This window comes from Allobosea sp. (genome assembly GCF_017308015.1).
Classification (GTDB): domain Bacteria; phylum Pseudomonadota; class Alphaproteobacteria; order Rhizobiales; family Beijerinckiaceae; genus Allobosea.
Genome location: NZ_JAFKFW010000010.1, coordinates 1 through 19,594, shown reverse-complemented (window position 1 = coordinate 19,594; position 19,594 = coordinate 1). Strand labels below are relative to the sequence as shown.

The following is a 19,594-nucleotide window of genomic DNA, read 5'->3' as shown; positions in this document are numbered from 1 at the left end:
GGAGGTCGTCCCGGGCTCAAGCGAAGCGCAGACCCGGGACCCATTCCGGAACGGTTCAGGCATGGATCCCGGACCGGTGCCGCTCACGCGGCTTGTCCGGGACGACACCAAGTCTAAGCGGCAAAGGCCTCGTCGAGGAAGGCGTTGAGCTGGGCGAGATGCTTGGACATCAGGCCGGTCGCGGTCGCGGCCGAAGCCGGGCGGCCGACATAGCGCGGACGCTTAGACTTCGAGCCGGCATGGCCCAGCACCCATTCCAGATAGGGCTCGACAAAGGTCCAGGAACCCATGTTCTTCGGCTCCTCCTGGCACCAGACCACGTCAGCGCCCTTGAAGCGCGCCAGCTCCTGCGCCAGCGTCTTCAGCGGGAACGGATAGAGCTGCTCGACGCGCATCAGGTAGACATCGTCGATGCCGCGCTTCTCGCGCTCCTCCAGCAGGTCGAAATAGACCTTGCCCGAGCAGAGCACGACGCGGCGAATCTTCGAGTCCTTGACCAGCTTGGTGGTCGACTTGCCGCGCTCGGCATCGTCGGCCAGCACGCGGTGGAAGGTCGAGCCCTCGGCCAGCTCGCTGAGGTCGGAGATGCAGCGCTTGTGGCGCAGCAGCGACTTCGGCGTCATCAGGATCAGCGGCTTGCGGAAGTCGCGCTTCAGCTGGCGGCGCAGGATGTGGAAATAGCTCGCCGGCGTCGAGCAGTTCGCCACCTGCATGTTGTCTTCCGCGCACATCTGCAGGAAGCGCTCCAGGCGGGCGGAGGAGTGCTCCGGACCCTGGCCCTCATAGCCGTGCGGCAGCAGGCAGACGAGGCCCGACATGCGCAGCCACTTGCGCTCGCCCGACGAGATGAACTGGTCGAACACGACCTGCGCACCGTTGGCGAAGTCGCCGAACTGCGCTTCCCACATCGTCAGCGCGTTAGGCTCCGACAGGGTGTAGCCGTATTCGAAGCCGAGCACCGCCTCTTCCGAGAGCATCGAATTGATGACCTCGTAGCGGGACTGGCCCTCGCGGATATGGTTCAGCGAGGTGTGGCGGGCCTCCGTCTCCTGGTCGATCAGCACCGAATGGCGCTGTGAGAAGGTGCCGCGCTCGCAATCCTGGCCGGAAAGGCGCACGGGGTGGCCGTCGAGCAGCAGCGAGCCGAAGGCGAGTGCTTCGGCGGTCGCCCAGTCGATGCCCTCACCGGCCTCGACCGCCTTCTTGCGGTTGTCGAGGAAGCGCTGGATCGTCTTGTGGACGTTGAAACCGGCCGGAACCGCCGTGATCTTCTCGGTGATCTCCTTCAGCGTCGCCGCCGGCACGCCGGTGGCGCCGCGGCGCGGATCGTCCTCGTCGGCGCGGATCGCCTTCATGCCGGCCCAGCGGCCGTCGAGCCAGTCGGCCTTGTTCGGCTTGAAGGACTGGCCGGCGTCGAACTCGACCTCCAGCCTGGCCTTCCAGGCGGCGCGCATGGCGTCGAGCTCGCCGGCCTCGATCACGCCCTCGGCCGCCAGCTTCTCGCCATAGAGCTCCAGCGTCGACTTGTGGCCGCGGATCTTGCGGTACATCAGCGGCTGGGTGAAGCCCGGCTCGTCGCCCTCGTTATGGCCGAAGCGGCGATAGCAGAACATGTCGATCACGACCGGCTTGTGGAACTTCTGCCGGAACTCGATCGCGACCTTGGCGGCGAAGACGACCGCCTCCGGATCGTCGCCGTTCACATGGAAGACCGGAGCCTCGACCATCTTCGCCACGTCGGACGGATAGGGCGAGGAGCGCGAATAACGCGGATAGGTGGTGAAGCCGATCTGGTTGTTGATGATGAAATGCAGCGAGCCGCCGGTGCGGTGGCCCTTCAGCCCGGACAGGCCGAGGCATTCCGCCACGACGCCCTGGCCGGCGAAAGCCGCGTCACCGTGAATCAGCAGCGGGAGCACCTTCGAGCGCTCGACGATATCGCCGAACTGGTCCTGCTTGGCGCGCACCTTGCCGAGCACGACGGGGTCGACGATCTCCAGATGCGACGGGTTGGCGGTCAGCGAGATATGGACATTGTTGCCGTCGAACTCGCGATCGCTGGAGGCACCGAGATGGTACTTCACGTCGCCCGAGCCCTCGACGTCGTCAGGGTGGAACGAACCGCCCTTGAATTCGTGGAACAGCGCACGATGCGGCTTGCCCAGAACCTGGGTCAGCACGTTGAGGCGGCCGCGATGGGCCATGCCGAAGACGATGTCGCGCACGCCGAGCGCGCCGCCGCGCTTGATGATCTGCTCCAGCGCCGGGACCAGCGCCTCGCCGCCATCGAGGCCGAAGCGCTTCGTGCCGGTGAACTTGAGATCGAGGAACTTCTCGAAGCCCTCGGCCTCGACGAGCTTGTTCAGGATCGCCTTCTTGCCTTCCTTGGTGAAGGCGATCTCCTTGTCCGGCCCCTCGATGCGCTCCTGCAGCCAGGCCTTCTGCTCGGGGTCGGAGATATGCATGAACTCGATGCCGACCGTGCCGCAATAGGTCCGCTGCAGGATCGCGACCATCTCGCGGATGGTGGCGAACTCCATGCCGAGCACGTTGTCGATGAAGATCTTGCGGTCGAGGTCGGCTTCGGTGAAGCCGAAGGCGGCCGGCGACAATTCCTCATGATCGGTGCGGCTCTCGATGCCCAGCGGATCGAGCTTGGCATGGAGATGGCCACGCATGCGATAGGCGCGGATCAGCATGATCGCGCGCACGGAATCACGGGTTGCCTGCTGCACGTCCGCCGCGGAGAGCGCCGTGCCGGCGGCCTTCGCCTTGGCGCCCAGCTTGTCGGAGATCACCTTCTCGACGACGGCCCAGTTTCCGTCCAGCGCCGAAACCAGCTCGCCGCTGGCGGCGACCGGCCAGTTCGGCTTCTTCCAGGACGCACCCTTGGCGTTCTGCAGGACGGCTTCCTTGTCGTCCTTCAGCGCGCCGAAGAAGCCCTGCCACTGCTCGTCGACCGACTTCGGGTCGGCTTCATACCGGGCATAGAGATCCTCGATATAGGCCGCATTGCCGCCATAGAGGAAGCCGGTCTGCGCGAGAGCCTCGTTGATATCCTGGCGAGCCATGGTGCTCCTGCTTTCCTTCGCCGCTTGAGTCATGTCCGAACCCTTGCCCGGACATCTTTCAGGTTCCGTGATGCCCGGGCTCCGCCTGGACATCACGCTGGATTTGGCGGCGCGTCATGGCGGGCTCAAGCCCGGTCACGACGCGCCAAAACGCCTCAGCCCTTCAACACTTCGACCAAGGTCTTTCCAAGGCGCGCCGGCGAGGGCGAGACCCGGATGCCGGCGGCTTCCATCGCCGCGATCTTGTCCTCGGCGCCGCCCTTGCCGCCCGAGATGATCGCGCCGGCATGGCCCATGCGGCGGCCGGGAGGAGCCGTGCGGCCGGCGATGAAGCCGACCATCGGCTTCTTGCGGCCACGCCTGGCCTCGTCCTTGATGAACTGCGCCGCGTCCTCTTCGGCCGAACCGCCGATCTCGCCGATCATGACGATCGACTCGGTCTTGTCGTCGGCCAGGAACATCTCGAGCATGTCGATGAACTCGGTGCCCTTGACCGGATCGCCGCCGATGCCGACGGCCGTGGTCTGGCCGAGGCCCTCGCGGGTGGTCTGGAACACCGCCTCATAGGTCAGCGTGCCCGAACGCGAGACGATGCCGACCGAGCCCGGCTTGAAGATGTTCGCCGGCATGATGCCGATCTTCGACTGGCCGGCGGTGACGACGCCGGGGCAGTTCGGGCCGATCAGGCGCGATTTCGAGCCCGAGAGCGAGCGCTTCACGCGGACCATGTCGAGCACCGGGATGCCCTCGGTGATGCAGATGATGAGCGGGATCTCGGCGTCGATCGCCTCGCAGATCGCGTCCGCGGCGCCCGGAGGCGGCACGTAGACGACCGAGGCGGTTGCGCCGGTCTTCTGCTTGGCCTCGGCGACCGTGTCGAAGACAGGCAGGCCGAGATGCAGCGAACCGCCCTTCCCCGGCGAGGTGCCACCGACCATCTGCGTGCCGTAGGCAATCGCCTGCTCGGAGTGGAAGGTCCCGTTCTTGCCGGTGAAGCCCTGGGTGATGACCTTGGTGTTCTTGTCGATCAGGATGGACATGTCTGCTCCTCAGGCCTTCTTGACCGCAGCGACGATCTTCTGCGCGGCGTCGTCGAGGTCGTCGGCGGGGATGACGTTGAGGCCGGACTCGCGGATGATCTGCTTGCCTTCCTCGACATTGGTGCCTTCGAGGCGCACGACCAGCGGAACCTGAAGGCCGACAGCCTTCACCGCGGCGATCACGCCGCGCGCGATGACGTCGCACTTCATGATGCCGCCGAAGATGTTGACGAGGATGCCCTTCACCTTCGGATCGGCGGTGATGATCTTGAACGCCGCCGTCACCTTCTCTTCGGAAGCGCCGCCGCCGACGTCGAGGAAGTTCGCCGGGCTTTCGCCGTAGAGCTGGATGATGTCGAGCGTCGCCATCGCGAGGCCGGCGCCGTTGACCATGCAGCCGATCGTGCCGTCGAGCGCGATATAGGCGAGGTCGTACTTCGAGGCCTCGATCTCCTTCTCGTCCTCTTCCGTTGTGTCGCGGAGCGCGACCACATCGGGGTGACGATAGAGCGAGTTCGAGTCGAACGAGACCTTGGCGTCCAGGCACTTGAGCTGGCCCTGGGTGGTCACGATCAGCGGGTTGATCTCCAGCATGTCCATGTCCTTGGCCACGAACGCGTTGTAGATCTGGCCGAGCACGGTGCCGGCCTGCTTGGCGAGGTCACCCTTCAGTCCGAGGATGCGCGCCATGGCGCGGCCGTGGTGCGGCATGATGCCGGTCGCCGGGTCGACCGAGAAGGTCTCGATCTTCTCGGGCGTGTCATGGGCGACGGCCTCGATATCCATGCCGCCCTCGGTCGAGATGACGAAGGCGATGCGCGAGGTCTCGCGGTCGACCAGCGCCGAGAGGTAGAACTCCTTCTCGATGTCCGAGCCATCCTCGATATAGAGGCGGTTGACCTGCTTGCCGGTCTCGCCGGTCTGGATCGTGACCAGCGTGTTGCCGAGCATCTCCTTGGCGTGGGCCTCCACTTCCGCAACCGACTTGGCGAGGCGAACACCGCCCTTGGCGTCGGGGCCCAGTTCCTTGAACTTGCCCTTGCCGCGCCCGCCGGCATGGATCTGCGACTTCACGACGTAGAGCGGCCCCGGCAGCTTCTTGGCGGCCTCGACCGCCTCCGCAACCGTCAGCGCCGGGAAACCGGCCGAAACGGGCGCGCCGAATTCCTTGAGGATGGCTTTGCCCTGGTATTCGTGGATGTTCATGTGCTCGGTTTCCCTGACAGCGACCGAAAATTGACGAAAGGGCGGCAGCGCGAATCCGCACCGCCGCCCCTGAGCTTGGATCAGGCGAGTGACGGATCGACGGTCTTGCAGGCGTCGATCAGGTTCTGGACCGATGCCACCGACTTCGACAGCATCTCCTTCTCGGCCCCGTTGAGGCGGATCTTGACGACGCGTTCGACACCCTTGGCGCCGATCACGACGGGAACGCCGACGAACATGTCCCGGACGCCGTACTGGCCCTTCAGCGCAGCCGCCGCCGGCAGAACGCGCTTCTGGTCCTTGAGATAGCTCTCGGCCATCGCGATCGCCGAAGCCGCCGGAGCATAGAAGGCCGAGCCGGTCTTGAGCAGGTTGACGATCTCGCCGCCGCCCTTGCGGGTACGCTCGACGATGGCATCCAGCTTCTCCTGCGTGGTCCACTTCATTTTGACGAGGTCCGGCAGCGGGATGCCGGCGACGCCCGAGTAGCGGACCAGCGGCACCATGTCGTCGCCATGGCCGCCGAGCACGAAGGCCGAGACGTCCTTGACCGAAACCTGGAACTCCTCGGCGAGGAAGTGGCGGAAGCGGGCGCTATCGAGCACGCCGGCCATGCCGCAGATCATGTTGGGCTTCACGCCCGAGAACTTCTGGAGCGCCCAGACCATCGCGTCGAGCGGATTGGTGATGCAGATCACGAAGGCCTTGGGAGCGTATTGCTTGATGCCTTCGCCGACAGCCTTCATCACCTTGAGGTTGATGCCGATCAGGTCGTCGCGGCTCATGCCGGGCTTGCGCGGCACGCCGGCGGTGACGATGATCACGTCGGCGCCCTTGATGTCCTCATAGGAGTTCGTGCCCTTGTAGCCGGCGTCGAAGCCGTCGACCGGCGCGGACTCGGCGATGTCCAGGCCCTTGCCCTGCGGAATGCCCTCGGCGATGTCGAACAGGACGACGTCGCCCAGCTCCTTGAGGCCGGCGAGGTGGGCGAGGGTGCCGCCGATCTGGCCGGAGCCGATGAGGGCGATCTTCTTACGGGCCATTGCCTAGTCCTTTTGTTTCTGGCGCTACCATCGATCCGGTCACGTCCGGTTTCGACATTCAAAATGCCTTGGCGCTGCGACAGGCCGGGAACCCGGCCAAACCGTGCGTTCCTTTGGCCCAAACCGGCCTTTTGCCGCAACCCTCGCCGCAAAAGCGGCTTTTCTCGGGCATCGGGCACCTCGCGCGTCATCGCGTGAGGGCGGCTTATATTTTTCAATAGCTTAGAAGAAGCACACAGTCACATCAGGCTCGATGAGCAACGAAATCCGGCAATTACAATTTACAAATACTGTAATTGGTAACCGGATTATTCACACGATCCCGCTGCCGAGCACCCGCAGGATCACGCGGATCAGGGTCGAGAGCCGGGTATCGACCGAGGCCTGCGGCACGTCCGCTTCCAGCGCCAGCGAGGCCGGGTGGATGAAGCGGTTGGTGGCGTCGATGACGAAGGCGATCGCCCGGTCCCGGTCGCGCGGCTCGAACACGCCGGTCGCGATGCCCTCATCGACCACGCGCTCGAACAGGGCGCGCACGCGGGTGCGGTTGCGCCGGCTGATCGCGTGCCGCTTGGCAACCGCCAGCGACAAGGCGGCGAAGAGATGCGGCTCCTCGGTCAGGAGATCGCGATTGGCCTTGGCGAGCGCTAGGATCAGCCGTTCCAGCTTGTCGTCGGCGGGGTCTGGGCCATCGGCGACATCGGCGAGTCGTCGCTCCGTCGCCTTCAGCCAGACGTCGACGACGGCATCGATCAGCGCGCCCTTGGAAGGGAAGTAGCGATAGACATTGGCATGGGTCATGCCTGCCTCTTCCGCCACGGCGACGACGGTGAAGCGCTTCAGCCCGAACTTGCGCAGGTGCTCGCCGGCGACCGTGAGGATGCGGGTCTCGCTCGGCTCGCGTTGCGGCATGGTCAGGTCTCCACGAGCCCGGTCGTATCCCCGCTCGCCGCCGAATCCGGCCGGCCATGCGGCATCGCGAGATACTCTTCGGAGCGCATCTCGATCAGTCGCGAGACCGTGCGGTCGAACTCGAAGGCCTCGCGCCCCTTGTTCGCACGATAGAGCTCATGCGGCTCGGCGGCCGCCGAGGCGACGAGCTTCACATGATGCTCATAGAGCGTGTCGATCAGGATGATGAAGCGCTTGGCTTCGTTGCGCCGGTCGAAATCGAGGACCGGGATGTCGTCGAGCACCAGCGTATGGAAGCGCTGCGCCAGCGCGATATAGTCCGAGGCGCCGTAAGCCTGGGCGCAAAGATCGGCAAAACCCGCCCGCGCCACGCTGCCGGCCGCCTCCGGCAGGACAAGATCATGGCCCTGGACATCGAGCACGGTGCGCTGCCCATGCGCCCTGCCCGACAGCGCCTTGAAGGCGGCATCGAGCGCAGCCCTCGCCTTCTCGTCCGCAGGCACATGATAGACCGGCGCACCACCGAGCTTCTCCAGCCGGAAATCGGTACGCGCATCGAGCTTGAGTACCTCGACCCTGGTCTGCAGCAACGCGATGAAGGGGAGGAACAGCGCCCGGTTGAGCCCCCCCTCATAGAGCCGCGACGGCTCGACATTCGAAGTCGCGACCACGACGACGCCGGCCGCGAACAGCGCCGTGAAAAGCCGTCCGAGGATCATTGCGTCCGCGATATCGGTGACCGTGAACTCGTCGAAGCAGAGCAGATAGGCCTCGTCCGCGAGATCCGCCGCAACCGGCGCGATCGGGTCGGCATCCTTGACTTCGCCGCTCTTGATCTTCTGGCGATAGGCGTTGATCCGGCTGTGGACATCGGCCAGGAACTCGTGGAAATGCACGCGGCGCTTGCGCTTCACCGGCGCGGCCTCGAAGAACATGTCCATCAGCATGGTCTTGCCGCGGCCGACCGAACCCCAGACATAGAGCCCCTTCGGCGCCGCGGCCGTGTCCGGCTTCTTGCCGAAGAGCCAGCCGAGCGCACTGCCCTTGCGGGCGAGCCGGCGGGCGGCGAGCGTCTCGGTCAGCGCCTGAAGCTTCCTCACCACCGCGACCTGCGCGGGATCGCGCTCGATGGCGCCCGCCTCGACCAGGGCGGCATAACGGTCGGTGATCGAGGCTGACATGACGGCGGGCGCTGGCGATCCGGAGAAGACCCGACCCGGTTACGGCAGCCCCGTCCTCATCGCAAGCCCGCCCTGGCGTTTCAGGCGAGCGTCGTCAGGCCGGGTGGGCTGCGAGGAAGTCGCGTATACGCGCCTGTCCCGGCGCAACGAGGATGCTCTGCGGCGGCCCCCGCTCGGCGATCTCGCCCTTGTCCATGAAGGCGACATCGTCGCCGACCTCCCGGATGAAGCCGAATTCATGCGTCGCCACGATCATGGTCGGGCCCGATGCGGAGAGGCTGCGCATCACGGCAAGCACCTCGCCTGCAGCCTCCGTCTCGAGACCCGCCGTCGGTTCGTCCAACAGGAGGAGACGCGGGCCCGCCGCCAGCTCCCGTGCGATGGCAAGGCGCTGCCGTTGCCCGCCCGAAAGCTCGCTCGGATAGGAATCGCGCCTCTCGGCCAGCCCGACCCGTTCCAGCGTCGCCATCGCCTCCGCGACGGCTTCCCGGCGCGACAGCTTCAGCGAGGCGAGCGGCCCCTCGATGACATGCTGGAGGGCGGTCATATGGTCGAACAGCTCAGGACGCTGCGGGACCATGCCGATGGCGAGGTGTCGACCTCCCCGCCCCGGTTCGATCAACTCGCCGTCGATATGGATCGTGCCCTGGTCGATCGTCTCGCTCTGCGCGATACAGCGCAGCAGGGTCGACTTGCCAGCGCCCGGCGGCCCGATGATGCACTGGACCGCGCCGGACGCGATCGCGAGCGATACATCGTCCAGCGCCGTCGACACACCGAAGCGCTTGCCGAGATGGGCGATGGTGACAGTCGCGCCTTCCAACGTCTTGGTCTGCGCCGCGCTCACGCCCCGTCCTTTCACCTGCCCTTCCCGTTCGTGAGGAGGGGCATTCGAGGCCATATCCTCCGATCCGCCGCAAAGCCAGCCCGGCGAAACCTCGCCCGCGCCCGCGCGTTGTCTGAAGAGGAGGACGAGCCATGTTGACCATTCTGCCTGCCCCTGACCATGTCGCCGCCTATCGTCTGTCGCAGACGCTCACGGGCGAGGATCTCGACGTGATCATGGCCGATATCGAAGCCCGGCTCGCTCGCCACGAGAAGCTCGGCATCCTCGCCGACATGACCGATTTCACCGACATGACGCTCGCCGCCGCCTGGAAGGACGCGCGCTACAGCCTCGGCAAGCTCTGGGAGCTCCGGCGCTTCCCGAAGGAGGCTGTAGTCACCGACAAGGGCTGGCTCGCCGGCTTCGTCGATCTGCTCGACCCCGCGATCCCCTTCGTCAAGGTCCGCGCCTTCAAGCCCGAGGACTACGAGAAGGCGCTGAGCTGGGTGGGTGACATCGAGGGCGGACCGGACGCCTGAGGCTTACGCGCTCCCGCTGCGCGCAAACGTCTCGTCGAAGGCGTATCCGGCGCCACGCACCGTCCGCAGCGGGTCCTTGGCGTCACCCGGCGTGATCGCCTTCCGCAGCCGTCCGACATGGACGTCGACAGTGCGCTCGTCGATATAGACGTCGCGGCCCCAGACCGCGTCGAGAAGCTGGGCGCGCGAATAGACCCGGCCCGGCGCCTGCATCAGGAACTCGAGCAGGCGAAATTCGGTCGGCCCGAGATGCAGTTCGCTGCCCGCGCGGCGAACACGGCGCGTCGTGCGATCGAGCTCGAGATCGCCGGCCGCGAGCAGTCCCGCGACGTGACCTGGCTTCGCCCTGCGAAGAAGCGCCTGGATGCGCGCGATCAGTTCAGGCAGCGAGAACGGCTTCACGACATAGTCGTCGGCACCGGTAGCGAGCCCGCGCACGCGCTCGGTCTCCTCGCCGCGCGCCGTCAGCATGATGATCGGCACGCGCTCGGTGTCGCGCCGCGAGCGCAGGCGGCGGCAGAGTTCGATGCCGGAGAGGCCCGGCAGCATCCAGTCGAGCAGGACGAGATCGGGCGTGTGATCGCGCAGATGCAGCTCCGCATCGTCCCCGCGCGCGACGCTGTCGACCTCGAAACCCTCCGCTTCGAGGTTGTAGCGCAGCAGCAGGGTGAGCGGCTCCTCGTCCTCGACGATCAGGATACGTGCGGCCATGCTTCTTTTCCGTCCGTCTTTCGAGCTCACCGTCATGCTCGCCCTTGTGGCGGGCATCCATGTCTCGGGCGGCACTTGCCGGGGCGAGGACGTGGATGGTCGGGACAAGCCCGACCATGACGGAGAGGCTACGGCACTTCGTATTCGTTCAATTTCCCGTCACCGCTTCGACCTCGATATTGGTCGTGTCGAGCTTGGGGCGGTTCACGTCGAGGGAATCACCGGTGACGAGGTAATGGATGGTCTCGGCGATATTGGTGGTGTGGTCGCCGATGCGCTCGATGTTCTTGGCGCAGAACAGGAGATGCGTGCAGAAGGTGATATTGCGCGGGTCTTCCATCATATAGGTCAGGAGTTCGCGGAACAGCGAGGTGTAGAGCGCGTCGATCTCGTCGTCGCGCTTCCAGACCTCGAGCGCCTTCTGCTCGTTGGTCGCGGCATAGGCGTCGAGCACGTCCTTGAGCTGCGCCTGCACCAGGCGGCTGATATGCTCGAGGCCGACCACCGCACGATGCGGCGGCTGGAACTGCCCGGCGATGGCGACGGCGCGCTTGGCGATGTTCTTGGCGAGATCGCCGACGCGCTCGATGTCGGAGGCGAGGCGGATCGCCGAGATCAGCTCGCGCAGGTCCTGCGCCAGCGGCTGGCGCCGCGCGATGGTGAGCACGGCCTTTTCCTCGACCTCGCGCTGGAGATTGTCGAGACGCTGGTCGGCCGAGATGATCTTCTGGGCGAGCGCAGTGTCGCGGCGAACGAGGGCCACCGTGGAATCACCCAGCATGCGCTCAGCCATGCCGCCCATTTCGGCGAGGCTGCGGCGGATGCCTTCGAGATCGGCGTCATAGGAGCGGACGATATGTTCGGTCATGGCGTATTCCTCTGCCCCGTCGCCGCTCAGCCGAAACGGCCGGTGACGTAGTCCTGGGTCTGCTTCTTGGCAGGGTTCATGAAAATCGTGTTGGTCGGCGCGAATTCGATGACCTCACCGAGATACATGAACGCCGTGTACTGCGAGATGCGCGCCGCCTGCTGCATGTTGTGCGTGACGATGGCGATGGTGAAGTCGCTCTTGAGCTGCTCCAGCAGGTCCTCGATCTTGCCGGTCGAGATCGGGTCGAGCGCCGAGGTCGGCTCGTCGAACAGGATCACTTCCGGCTTCTGCGCGATGGTGCGCGCGATGCACAGGCGCTGCTGCTGGCCGCCGGAGAGGCCCATGCCGGAGCTCTTCAGCTTGTCCTTGACCTCATCCCAGAGCGCGGCGCGGCGCAGCGCGCCTTCGACGCGGTCGTCGAGCTCCGACTTCGGCGGCTTCTCATAGAGGCGGATGCCGAAGGCGACATTGTCGTAGATCGACATCGGGAAGGGCGTCGGCTTCTGGAAGACCATGCCGACGCGCGAGCGCAATTCGTTCACATCGACGTCGTTGGAGATGATGTTGCGGCCGTCGAGCATGATCTGCCCTTCCGCGCGCTGCTCCGGATAGAGCGAGTAGATGCGGTTGAAGATGCGCAGCAGGGTCGACTTGCCGCAGCCGGACGGGCCGATCAGCGCCGTGACGTGCCGGTCACGGAAGTCGAGATTGATGTTCTTCAGCGCCTTGTGCTCGCCGTAGTAGAAATCGAGGTTCTTCACCGCGATCCGGACGGGCGCCTCGGCATCGAGCGACTGGGGGGAGAGATCAAGGGTCGAAAGCATCGACATTAAGTCCTCAAGGTCGGTCGCGACCGGGTTGGTTTCAAGCCCTACTTGCCGCCGGCGACGATGCGCCGGGCAACGAGCGAGAGCACGAGGATCGAGACGGTGATGATGAGCGAACCGGCCCAGGCGAGCTGCTGCCAGTTCTCGTAAGGCGCGGAAGCGAACTGGTAGATCGTCACGGGCAGGTTCGAGACGCCGCCGACGAGCGAGGGCGAGAACCAGAAATTGTTGTTCAGCGCGGTGAAGAGCAGCGGCGCGGTCTCGCCGGCGATACGGGCGAGCGCCAGGAGGATGCCGGTCACCATGCCGGCCTTGGCCGCGCGCCAGGTGACCGAGGTGATCACGACGGAGGGCGGGGCACCGAGCGCCGCTCCCGCCTCGCGCAGCGGGCCGGGCACGAGGTTCAGCATGTCCTCGGTGGTGCGCACGATGACCGGGATCGCGATGATGCCGAGCGCGACACCGCCCGCCCAGCCGGAATAGCCGCGGAACGGCTCGACCAGGATGACATAGACGAACAGGCCGATCAGAATCGACGGTGCCGAGAGCAGGATGTCGTTGATGAAGCGGATGATGTTCGCGAGCTTGGAGCCGCGGCCATATTCCGCGAGCCAGGTTCCGGCCAGCACGCCGATCGGCGTGGCAATGGCGATGCCGAGGAAGGTCAGCACGAAGGAGCCGACGATGGCGTTGGCGAGGCCGCCGCCTTCCGTGCCGGGGCCGGGCGTGACCGCGGTGAAGGTCGCGAGCGAAAGGCCGCCGATGCCCTTCACCACGAGCATGCCGAGGATCCAGAACAGCACGAAGATGGCGATGAAGGTGAAGCCGGCGGCAGTGATCTTCATCATCCGGTCGGCAGTGCGGCGCGACTGGCGCACGCGCCCCCAGGGGGCATGCGGGAGTTCGCGGGGCGTGGTCGTCATGGTCATGGAGGCAGCCTCAGTAGCGCTTGACGCGGGCGACCAGTAGCCGCGCGATGACGAGGACGACGAAGGTGACGAAGAACAGGATGCAGCCCAGCGCGATCAGCGCGTTGAGCTGGAGGCCCAGCGCCTCGTTGAATTCGTTGGCGATGCGCGAGGCGATGGTCGAGCCGGGGTCGAGGATCGAGGCCGAAAGCCGGTTGGCATTGCCGACGACGAAGGTCACGGCCATCGTCTCGCCGAGCGCACGGCCGAGACCCAGCATGATCGCACCGATGATCGAGACACCGGCCTGCGGCACCAGTACATGGCGGACGACCTCCCAGGTCGTCGCGCCGATCCCATAGGCGCTCTCGCGCAGCACCGAAGGAATCTGCTCCAGCATGTCGCGGGTGATCGAGGCGATGAACGGCACGATCATGAAGGCGAGGATGATGCCGGCGGTGAAGATGCCCAGCCCGGAGGGCGAGCGGGAGTAGAGCACCGTGCCGACGATCGGCATGCCCTCGACGATGTTCGAGAGCGGGATCTGCACATAGGCGGCGAACAGCGGTACGAAGACGAACAGGCCCCACATGCCGTAGATGATCGACGGCACGGCGGCGAGCAGCTCGATCGCGGTCGCGACCGGCTTCTTGAACCAGGCCGGCGCAAGCTGGGTCAGGTAGACCGCGATGCCCAGCGAGAGCGGGACGCCGATCACCAGCGCGATCAAAGCGGTCGAGAGCGTGCCGACGATCGCCGGCCAGGCGCCGTATTGCTCGTTCTGGGTGTCCCAGACGCTGGAGGTGATGAAGCCGAGCCCGAATTCGCGGAAGGCCGGCCAGCCGCCGATGACCATCGAGGCCATGATCGCGGCGAGCAGCACCAGCACCAGCAACGCGGCAGCGAAGCTGGCATTTCGGAAAACGAGATCGAAGGTCGCCTTCGGCGTCTTCCGCGCGATCGGCTTCGCGCCGGGAATGCTCGTCATGTCGGTTGCTGCGGTCATCCGCGAAGGCTCCGGTGGCGTGGCAGAGGCTGTCTGCTGCCGGTCGCCCGGCCCGTCAACCTCAGCCCTCATCCCGAAGAGCTCCCGAAAAGCGCTCCTCGGGATGAGGGCTCGAAGAATGCGACGAGGCGGGTAGAAACCCGCCTCGTCCTTGTCGGCGGCTGCGATCAGAAGATCGGCTTGCCGGAATTGTCGGTCACGCCCTTCCAGGCGTTGCGGACCTGGTCCTTCACGTTCGACGGCAGAGCGACATAGTCGAGGTCGCTCGCCAGCTTGTCGCCGCTCTTGTAGGCCCAGTCGAAGAACTTCAGCGCGGCCTGCACCTCTTCCGGCTTCTCCGGCTTGGCATGGACCAGGATGAAGGTCGCCGAGGTGATCGGCCAGGCGTCCGCGCCCTTCTGGTTGTTGAGCGAGATGCCGAAGCCGGGCTGCTCCTGCCAGTTGGCGTTGGCGGCGGCGGCCTGGAAGGCCTTCTCTTCCGGCGCCGGGAAATTGCCGTCGGCGTTCTTCACCAGGGCGTGCGAGAGCTTGTTCTGCTTGGCATAGGCGTACTCGACATAGCCGATCGAATTGGCGACCTGCTTGACCGAGGCGGAGACGCCCTCATTGCCCTTGCCGCCGATGCCGACCGGCCACTGCACGGCGGTATTGGTGCCGAGCTTCGACTTCCAGTCGGCCGAGACCTTGGAGAGATAATCGGTGAACACGAAGGTCGTGCCCGAGCCGTCAGAACGGTAGACCGGGTTGATGTTGGCGTCAGGCAGGGTGACGCCGGCATTGAGCGCGACGATCTTCGGATCGTTCCACTTCTTGATGTCGCCCATGTAGATCTGGGCGATGATCTCGCCCGAGAGCTTGAGCTTGCCCGGCTCGACGCCGGCGATGTTCACGGCCGGCACGACGCCGCCCATCACGGTCGGGAACTGGATCAGGCCGTCCTTGGTCAGGTCCTCGCCCTTCAGCGGGGCGTCGGTGGCGCCGAAGGCGACGGTCTTGGCCTTGATCTGGCGGATGCCGCCACCCGAGCCGATCGACTGGTAGTTCAGGCCGGTACCCGTCTCCTTCTTGTAGGCTTCGGCCCACTTTGCATAGATCGGGAAAGGGAAGGTCGCGCCGGCACCGGTGATGTCGGCAGCCTGGGCGGAACCGGCGATCCCGGCGGCAACAGCCGCGAGAACGAGAATCTTGCGCATGTGAGATGTCCTCATCTGGTCGCTATATGCAGCGGCCCTGTCAGAACACCTTCTGTATGACAGCCAAATGACAGTTCGTCATGAAAGCTGTCACGAATGTCCTGCGTGCCCGGACTAGCCGGCGGCCCGCCCTGCCTCGAAACGCGGCAGGATCGCCCTGAAGGTCGCGCCCTCGCCCGTCTTGCTCTCGATCGTGAGCCGTCCGCGATGGCGCAGCACGATATGCTTGACGATGGCCAGCCCCAGCCCCGTGCCCCCGGTCTCCCGGCTCGCCGCCGTGTCGATCCGGTAGAAGCGCTCGGTGAGGCGCGGCAGATGCTCCGGCGCGATACCCGGCCCGTCGTCACGTACGCTGAAGCTCGCCTCGCTCTCGCCGGCATCGACGGTGATCGCGACCTCGCCTCCCGGCTTGCCGTATTTGATCGCGTTCTCGACGAGATTCTCCATCAGCCGCAGCAATTCGTCGCGGTCGCCCGGTACCCGCAGCGCCTCGCGCGGCGTCTTCAGCGCCAGCGTGACGTTACGTTCGCGGGCCATCAGCGTCAGCGAATCCACGATTTCACGGGCGATGCCGGCGAGATCGACCGGCGTATCCGGCGCGACATGGGCGCGCTGTTCGATCCGCGACAGCGAGAGCAGGTCGTCGACCAGCCGTGCCATCCGCAGGCCCTGCTCGCGCATGATGCCGAGGAAGCGCTCGCGCGCGCGCTCGTCATTCCGTGCCGGACCCTGCAGGGTCTCGACGAAGCCGAGCAGCGAGGCCAAAGGCGTGCGCAGTTCATGGCTGGCATTGGCGACGAAATCGACGCGCATGCGCTCGATCACGCGCTGCTCGCTCAGGTCCTGGAAGGTCAGCAGCGTCGCGTGGCGCAGGCCGCTGTCGCGGAGCGCGGCGATATGGATGCGGAAGGTTCGCTCGACCGGCACGCGCTCGACGAGTTCAATCGTCTTGGCGCCGCCCTCGATCGCCACCTGCTCGATCGCATCGTTGAGATCGGGATCGCGCAGCACCAGCGCCAGGAGCTTGCCGGCCGCCAGTCCCGGAATCAGCGCGTGCATGGCCGGGCTCAGCGCCTGCGCCACCCCCTGCCCGTCGAGCAGTACCGCGGGCGCACCGATCGCCTCGATCACATCCCGCACGAGCGCGGCGTTGGAAGGGGCAAGATAGACCATGGAAAGCCCGGAGACAGACGGCGGATGCCGACGGGCCTCTTCCTGAGCGGAAGCGCGGCGGGCGTCAATTCCCTTCCGTGGCCCGGAGCATGTTCGAGCGGAGCGGACACCGGTTCGCATGAAGAAAATGCGACAAAACAGAGAGCTAGGGCATGTCCGTGATTCTGAGAATTGCGAAAATGCTCTAGCCGGCTAGGCTGCCCGCGAAAGGGAACCTGCCGATGACGAAGAAATCCTCGGGTGCGAACGTGAAGGAAACAATTGTCGTGCAGTCGGAAGATCACGCCAAGCCGACCAAAGCCCGCACCAAATCCGGCAAGCCGAAAGGCTTCGACATCGAGGCCGACAGCCTGCCGGAAGCGATCATCGACGCCGCCTATCACAGCGGGAACTACCCCTATGGCAAGCGGATGAAGCGGAAGCGCTACAACCGCGAGATGGAGCCGCTGCAGATCGAACTGCAGAAGCTGGCGCGTTGGACCGCAAAGCATGGCGAACGCATCGTCATCGTTTTCGAAGGTCGCGACGGCGCCGGCAAGGGCGGCACGATCGCCCGCTTCACCCAGCATCTCAATCCGCGCCAGGCCCGCATCGTCGCCCTGTCGAAGCCATCCGACACCGAGAAGGGCCAGTGGTATCTGCAGCGCTACGCAGCGGAGATGCCGGCTGCCGGCGAGATCGTGTTCTTCGATCGCTCCTGGTACAACCGCGCCGGCGTCGAGCGCGTCATGGGCTTCTGCACCCCCGAGCAGACCGAGCATTTCCTGCATGAGGCGCCTGCCTTCGAGGGTATGCTCGCCCGCGACGGCATCCGCCTGATCAAGCTCTTTCTGACCATCGGGCGCGAGATGCAGATGACTCGCCTGCACGCCCGCTGGCACGATCCCCTCAAGCGCTGGAAACTCTCGCCGATCGATTTCGAAGCGATTCCGCGCTTCGACGATTACTCGCGCGCCTTCGACGAGATGCTGGCGCGCACCTCCGCCGAGGACGCACCCTGGTACATCGTGCGCAGCAACGACAAGCTCCGCGCCCGGCTCAACGCCATCCGCCATGTCCTGCGCGCGATTCCCTACAAGGACAGGGACGAGGCGGCGATCGGCACGCTGGACGGGGAGATCGTCATACCGGTGAGCCGCTATCTCGATGATGGCGGCGAGCCCGAAGGCGGGTAGCGCCCCGATCACCACACCCGTCACGTCGATCGGCGGCCAGGTCGCCAAGCAGACGGCGTTCATTGGCTCTGGCTGAGAATGAAGCCGCGAAGGCGGCGTTTCCAAACTCCCGGGCTGGTCAGCACGCCCCTTCCGCTGCCCGTGACGATCGCAATCGTCAGTACTGCATCGCCCGCGCGCGGGCGTTCCCGATATGAATGCTCATTTCGTCCGCGGCGCGCTCCGGGTCGCGGCTCTCGATCGCGGCGATGATCTTGAGGTGGTCCTGCATCACCGGCACCAGGATGTGGTTCTGGATGCGCGTCTCGTATTGCCGGATCAGCCTGATCTTCAGCCAGGTCACGCGAAACGCCTGGCTGACGATGTCGTTGTCGAGATGGTCGATGATCGCCTCGTGCATCAGGCGGTCGGTATCCTCGGCATCCTCGATCAGGCGCTCGTCGCCCCCGGCCTCGGCCCGCGCGATGATCGCCTCGTGGCGGGCACGCTGCTCGGCGATCTCGTCGTCCGTCGCGTTCCGCGTGTAGAGCGCCGTCGCCTCCTTCTCCAGGAAGAGCCGGAACTGGAAGGCGTTGCGGATCAGGTTGAGATCGACATGGGCGACCTGCATGCCGCGCTGCGGCACGGTCTTGATCAACCCCTCCGCCTCCAGTCGCGGAATCAGTTCGCGGATGGCGCCGAGCGGAAAGCCGGTCATCGCCACAAGTTCGCGCTGGGTCACGAACTGCCCGGGCTTGATCTCGCGCGCCAGCAGTCGTTCGGTGAAGGAGGCATAGGCGCGCTCCCTCAGCTTCAGCGGTTCGCCCTCGCGCGGTTCCTGCTCCGGCTCGCTCACGATCCCTCCTTCCGGCATTCCTCTCAGGCAGCCTTGGCCTGCTTGATCGAATCGAAGATCGCAAAGAGCCGCTTGCGGGTGGCCGCGTCCAGGGCTTCCAGCGGCGGCCGCATCGCGCCATAGCCGGCATCGCCGTGAATGTGCCCGACCAGCGCTTTCACCGCCGCCAGCACCGGATGCGAGCAGATCTCGTCGACCAGCGCGTTCACGACCGGGCTGTCCTTGCCCTCATAGACCATGGGGCGCAGCAGGCCCGGCACGAGATTGGCGAGACCGCAGATCGTGCCTTGCGCGCCGTTGCGCACCGCCTTGGCGAGCTGGCGCTCGTCGCCGACGAGGATGGCGAGCTCGCCATGCGCCTTCAGCAGCGCCTCGGTATTGGCGTAGCTGCCCGAGGAATCCTTGACGCCAATGACGAGACCCGGGAACGCGGTCTTCAATCGCTGCACCAGCCCGACGCTGATTTCGACGGCCGTCACCGAGGGGATATGGTAGACGACGACATTGCGGGCCGAGGCGCCGAGCTTCTCGAAAAACTGCGAAAACCAGACATAGAGCCCCTCGTCGCTGACGCCCTTGAAGTAGAAGGGCGGCGCGACCAGCAACCCCTTTGCCCCGGCATCGAGCGCGATGCGCGCCTGCTCCACCGCCTCATGCATCGAGGCGGCCGCGATGCCGGCATAGATCTGCGTGGCGGGATCGACGCCCGCCCCGATCAGCGCTCCCATCATCGCGGTACGCGCCGGCAGCCCCAGCGCCGCGCCCTCGCCCGTCGTGCCGAACAGCGTGACGGAATCGCAGCCCTCCGCCAGCACATGCTGGGCGTGGTGGACGAGGCGCGGCAGGTCGACGCTTCCACCCTCCCGCATCGGGGTGGTGATCGCGCAGGAGAGGCCGAAGCGGGTCTTTTCGATGGCCATGGACAGGACTTTCGGAGCTGAGTCGTGACTGACATGTTGGCTTGAAGACAGAACCGCCCTTCGGACGGCTCTCTAGGCTTTCGCTAGCCGTCCTTGAGGCCTCCGGCGGACAAGCCGGCGACGATCTGGCGCTGGGCGATGACGGTGACGAGAAGCA

General features: G+C 65.7%; 18 protein-coding genes. 2 read left to right on the top strand and 16 right to left on the bottom strand.

Annotation, left to right across the window (positions count from 1 at the left end; translation table 11 throughout):
- Window positions 1–113 precede the first annotated feature (113 nt).
- The 7 genes from J0I42_RS10460 to J0I42_RS10430 form a co-directional block, all read right to left on the bottom strand.
- On the bottom strand, window positions 114–3,071 hold the full coding sequence (locus J0I42_RS10460; RefSeq protein ID WP_291654766.1) for a 2-oxoglutarate dehydrogenase E1 component: 2,958 nt from the start codon (window positions 3,069–3,071) through the stop codon (window positions 114–116).
- A gap of 155 nt (window positions 3,072–3,226) precedes the next feature.
- Window positions 3,227–4,111, bottom strand: coding sequence for a succinate--CoA ligase subunit alpha (gene sucD / locus J0I42_RS10455; RefSeq protein WP_291654765.1), 885 nt, complete (start codon window positions 4,109–4,111; stop codon window positions 3,227–3,229).
- Window positions 4,112–4,120: 9 nt separating this feature from the next.
- On the bottom strand, window positions 4,121–5,317 hold the full coding sequence (gene sucC / locus J0I42_RS10450; protein WP_291654764.1) for an ADP-forming succinate--CoA ligase subunit beta: 1,197 nt from the start codon (window positions 5,315–5,317) through the stop codon (window positions 4,121–4,123).
- Between the two features lie 80 nt (window positions 5,318–5,397).
- Window positions 5,398–6,360, bottom strand: coding sequence for a malate dehydrogenase (gene mdh, locus J0I42_RS10445; RefSeq protein ID WP_291654763.1), 963 nt, complete (start codon window positions 6,358–6,360; stop codon window positions 5,398–5,400).
- A 312-nt stretch (window positions 6,361–6,672) separates the two neighbouring features.
- Window positions 6,673–7,272: a TetR/AcrR family transcriptional regulator gene (locus tag J0I42_RS10440; RefSeq protein WP_047577026.1), complete on the bottom strand. Its 600-nt coding sequence runs from the start codon at window positions 7,270–7,272 to the stop codon at window positions 6,673–6,675.
- Window positions 7,273–7,274: 2 nt separating this feature from the next.
- Entirely contained in the window at window positions 7,275–8,453 is a 1,179-nt protein-coding gene (gene zapE / locus J0I42_RS10435; protein WP_291654762.1) for a cell division protein ZapE, read from the bottom strand.
- Between the two features lie 94 nt (window positions 8,454–8,547).
- Window positions 8,548–9,300 carry an amino acid ABC transporter ATP-binding protein gene (locus tag J0I42_RS10430; RefSeq protein ID WP_291654761.1) on the bottom strand — a complete coding sequence of 251 codons (753 nt, stop codon included), beginning with the start codon at window positions 9,298–9,300 and terminating at the stop codon, window positions 8,548–8,550.
- A gap of 131 nt (window positions 9,301–9,431) precedes the next feature.
- On the opposite strand from J0I42_RS10430, the gene J0I42_RS10425 reads away from it, so the two are divergent.
- Window positions 9,432–9,818, top strand: coding sequence for a SpoIIAA family protein (locus tag J0I42_RS10425; protein ID WP_291654760.1), 387 nt, complete (start codon window positions 9,432–9,434; stop codon window positions 9,816–9,818).
- A 3-nt stretch (window positions 9,819–9,821) separates the two neighbouring features.
- On the opposite strand, the gene phoB is transcribed toward J0I42_RS10425, so the two are convergent.
- From phoB to J0I42_RS10390, 7 genes are all read right to left on the bottom strand, one after another.
- Window positions 9,822–10,529, bottom strand: a complete 708-nt coding sequence (phoB, locus tag J0I42_RS10420; RefSeq protein WP_291654759.1) for a phosphate regulon transcriptional regulator PhoB — start codon at window positions 10,527–10,529, stop codon at window positions 9,822–9,824.
- A 148-nt stretch (window positions 10,530–10,677) separates the two neighbouring features.
- Window positions 10,678–11,397, bottom strand: coding sequence for a phosphate signaling complex protein PhoU (gene phoU / locus J0I42_RS10415; RefSeq protein WP_291654758.1), 720 nt, complete (start codon window positions 11,395–11,397; stop codon window positions 10,678–10,680).
- 26 nt (window positions 11,398–11,423) lie between these two features.
- Window positions 11,424–12,230, bottom strand: coding sequence for a phosphate ABC transporter ATP-binding protein PstB (pstB, locus tag J0I42_RS10410; protein WP_291654757.1), 807 nt, complete (start codon window positions 12,228–12,230; stop codon window positions 11,424–11,426).
- A gap of 41 nt (window positions 12,231–12,271) precedes the next feature.
- Window positions 12,272–13,156: a phosphate ABC transporter permease PstA gene (gene pstA / locus J0I42_RS10405; protein WP_291654756.1), complete on the bottom strand. Its 885-nt coding sequence runs from the start codon at window positions 13,154–13,156 to the stop codon at window positions 12,272–12,274.
- 10 nt (window positions 13,157–13,166) lie between these two features.
- Window positions 13,167–14,141 (bottom strand): phosphate ABC transporter permease subunit PstC, encoded by a 975-nt coding sequence (gene pstC, locus J0I42_RS10400; protein WP_465247672.1) that lies wholly within the window; start codon window positions 14,139–14,141, stop codon window positions 13,167–13,169.
- Window positions 14,142–14,308: 167 nt separating this feature from the next.
- On the bottom strand, window positions 14,309–15,334 hold the full coding sequence (gene pstS / locus J0I42_RS10395; protein WP_291654755.1) for a phosphate ABC transporter substrate-binding protein PstS: 1,026 nt from the start codon (window positions 15,332–15,334) through the stop codon (window positions 14,309–14,311).
- A gap of 114 nt (window positions 15,335–15,448) precedes the next feature.
- Complete coding sequence (locus tag J0I42_RS10390) at window positions 15,449–16,507, bottom strand: ATP-binding protein (protein ID WP_291654754.1); 1,059 nt, start codon at window positions 16,505–16,507, stop codon at window positions 15,449–15,451.
- 221 nt (window positions 16,508–16,728) lie between these two features.
- On the opposite strand from J0I42_RS10390, the gene ppk2 reads away from it, so the two are divergent.
- Complete coding sequence (gene ppk2 / locus J0I42_RS10385; protein WP_291654753.1) at window positions 16,729–17,682, top strand: polyphosphate kinase 2; 954 nt, start codon at window positions 16,729–16,731, stop codon at window positions 17,680–17,682.
- Window positions 17,683–17,839: 157 nt separating this feature from the next.
- Here the strand turns inward: ppk2 and J0I42_RS10380 are convergent, their stop codons facing one another.
- Window positions 17,840–18,535 carry a GntR family transcriptional regulator gene (locus J0I42_RS10380; protein WP_465247671.1) on the bottom strand — a complete coding sequence of 232 codons (696 nt, stop codon included), beginning with the start codon at window positions 18,533–18,535 and terminating at the stop codon, window positions 17,840–17,842.
- 5 nt (window positions 18,536–18,540) lie between these two features.
- Window positions 18,541–19,437: a dihydrodipicolinate synthase family protein gene (locus J0I42_RS10375; RefSeq protein ID WP_291654751.1), complete on the bottom strand. Its 897-nt coding sequence runs from the start codon at window positions 19,435–19,437 to the stop codon at window positions 18,541–18,543.
- Window positions 19,438–19,594 lie beyond the last annotated feature (157 nt).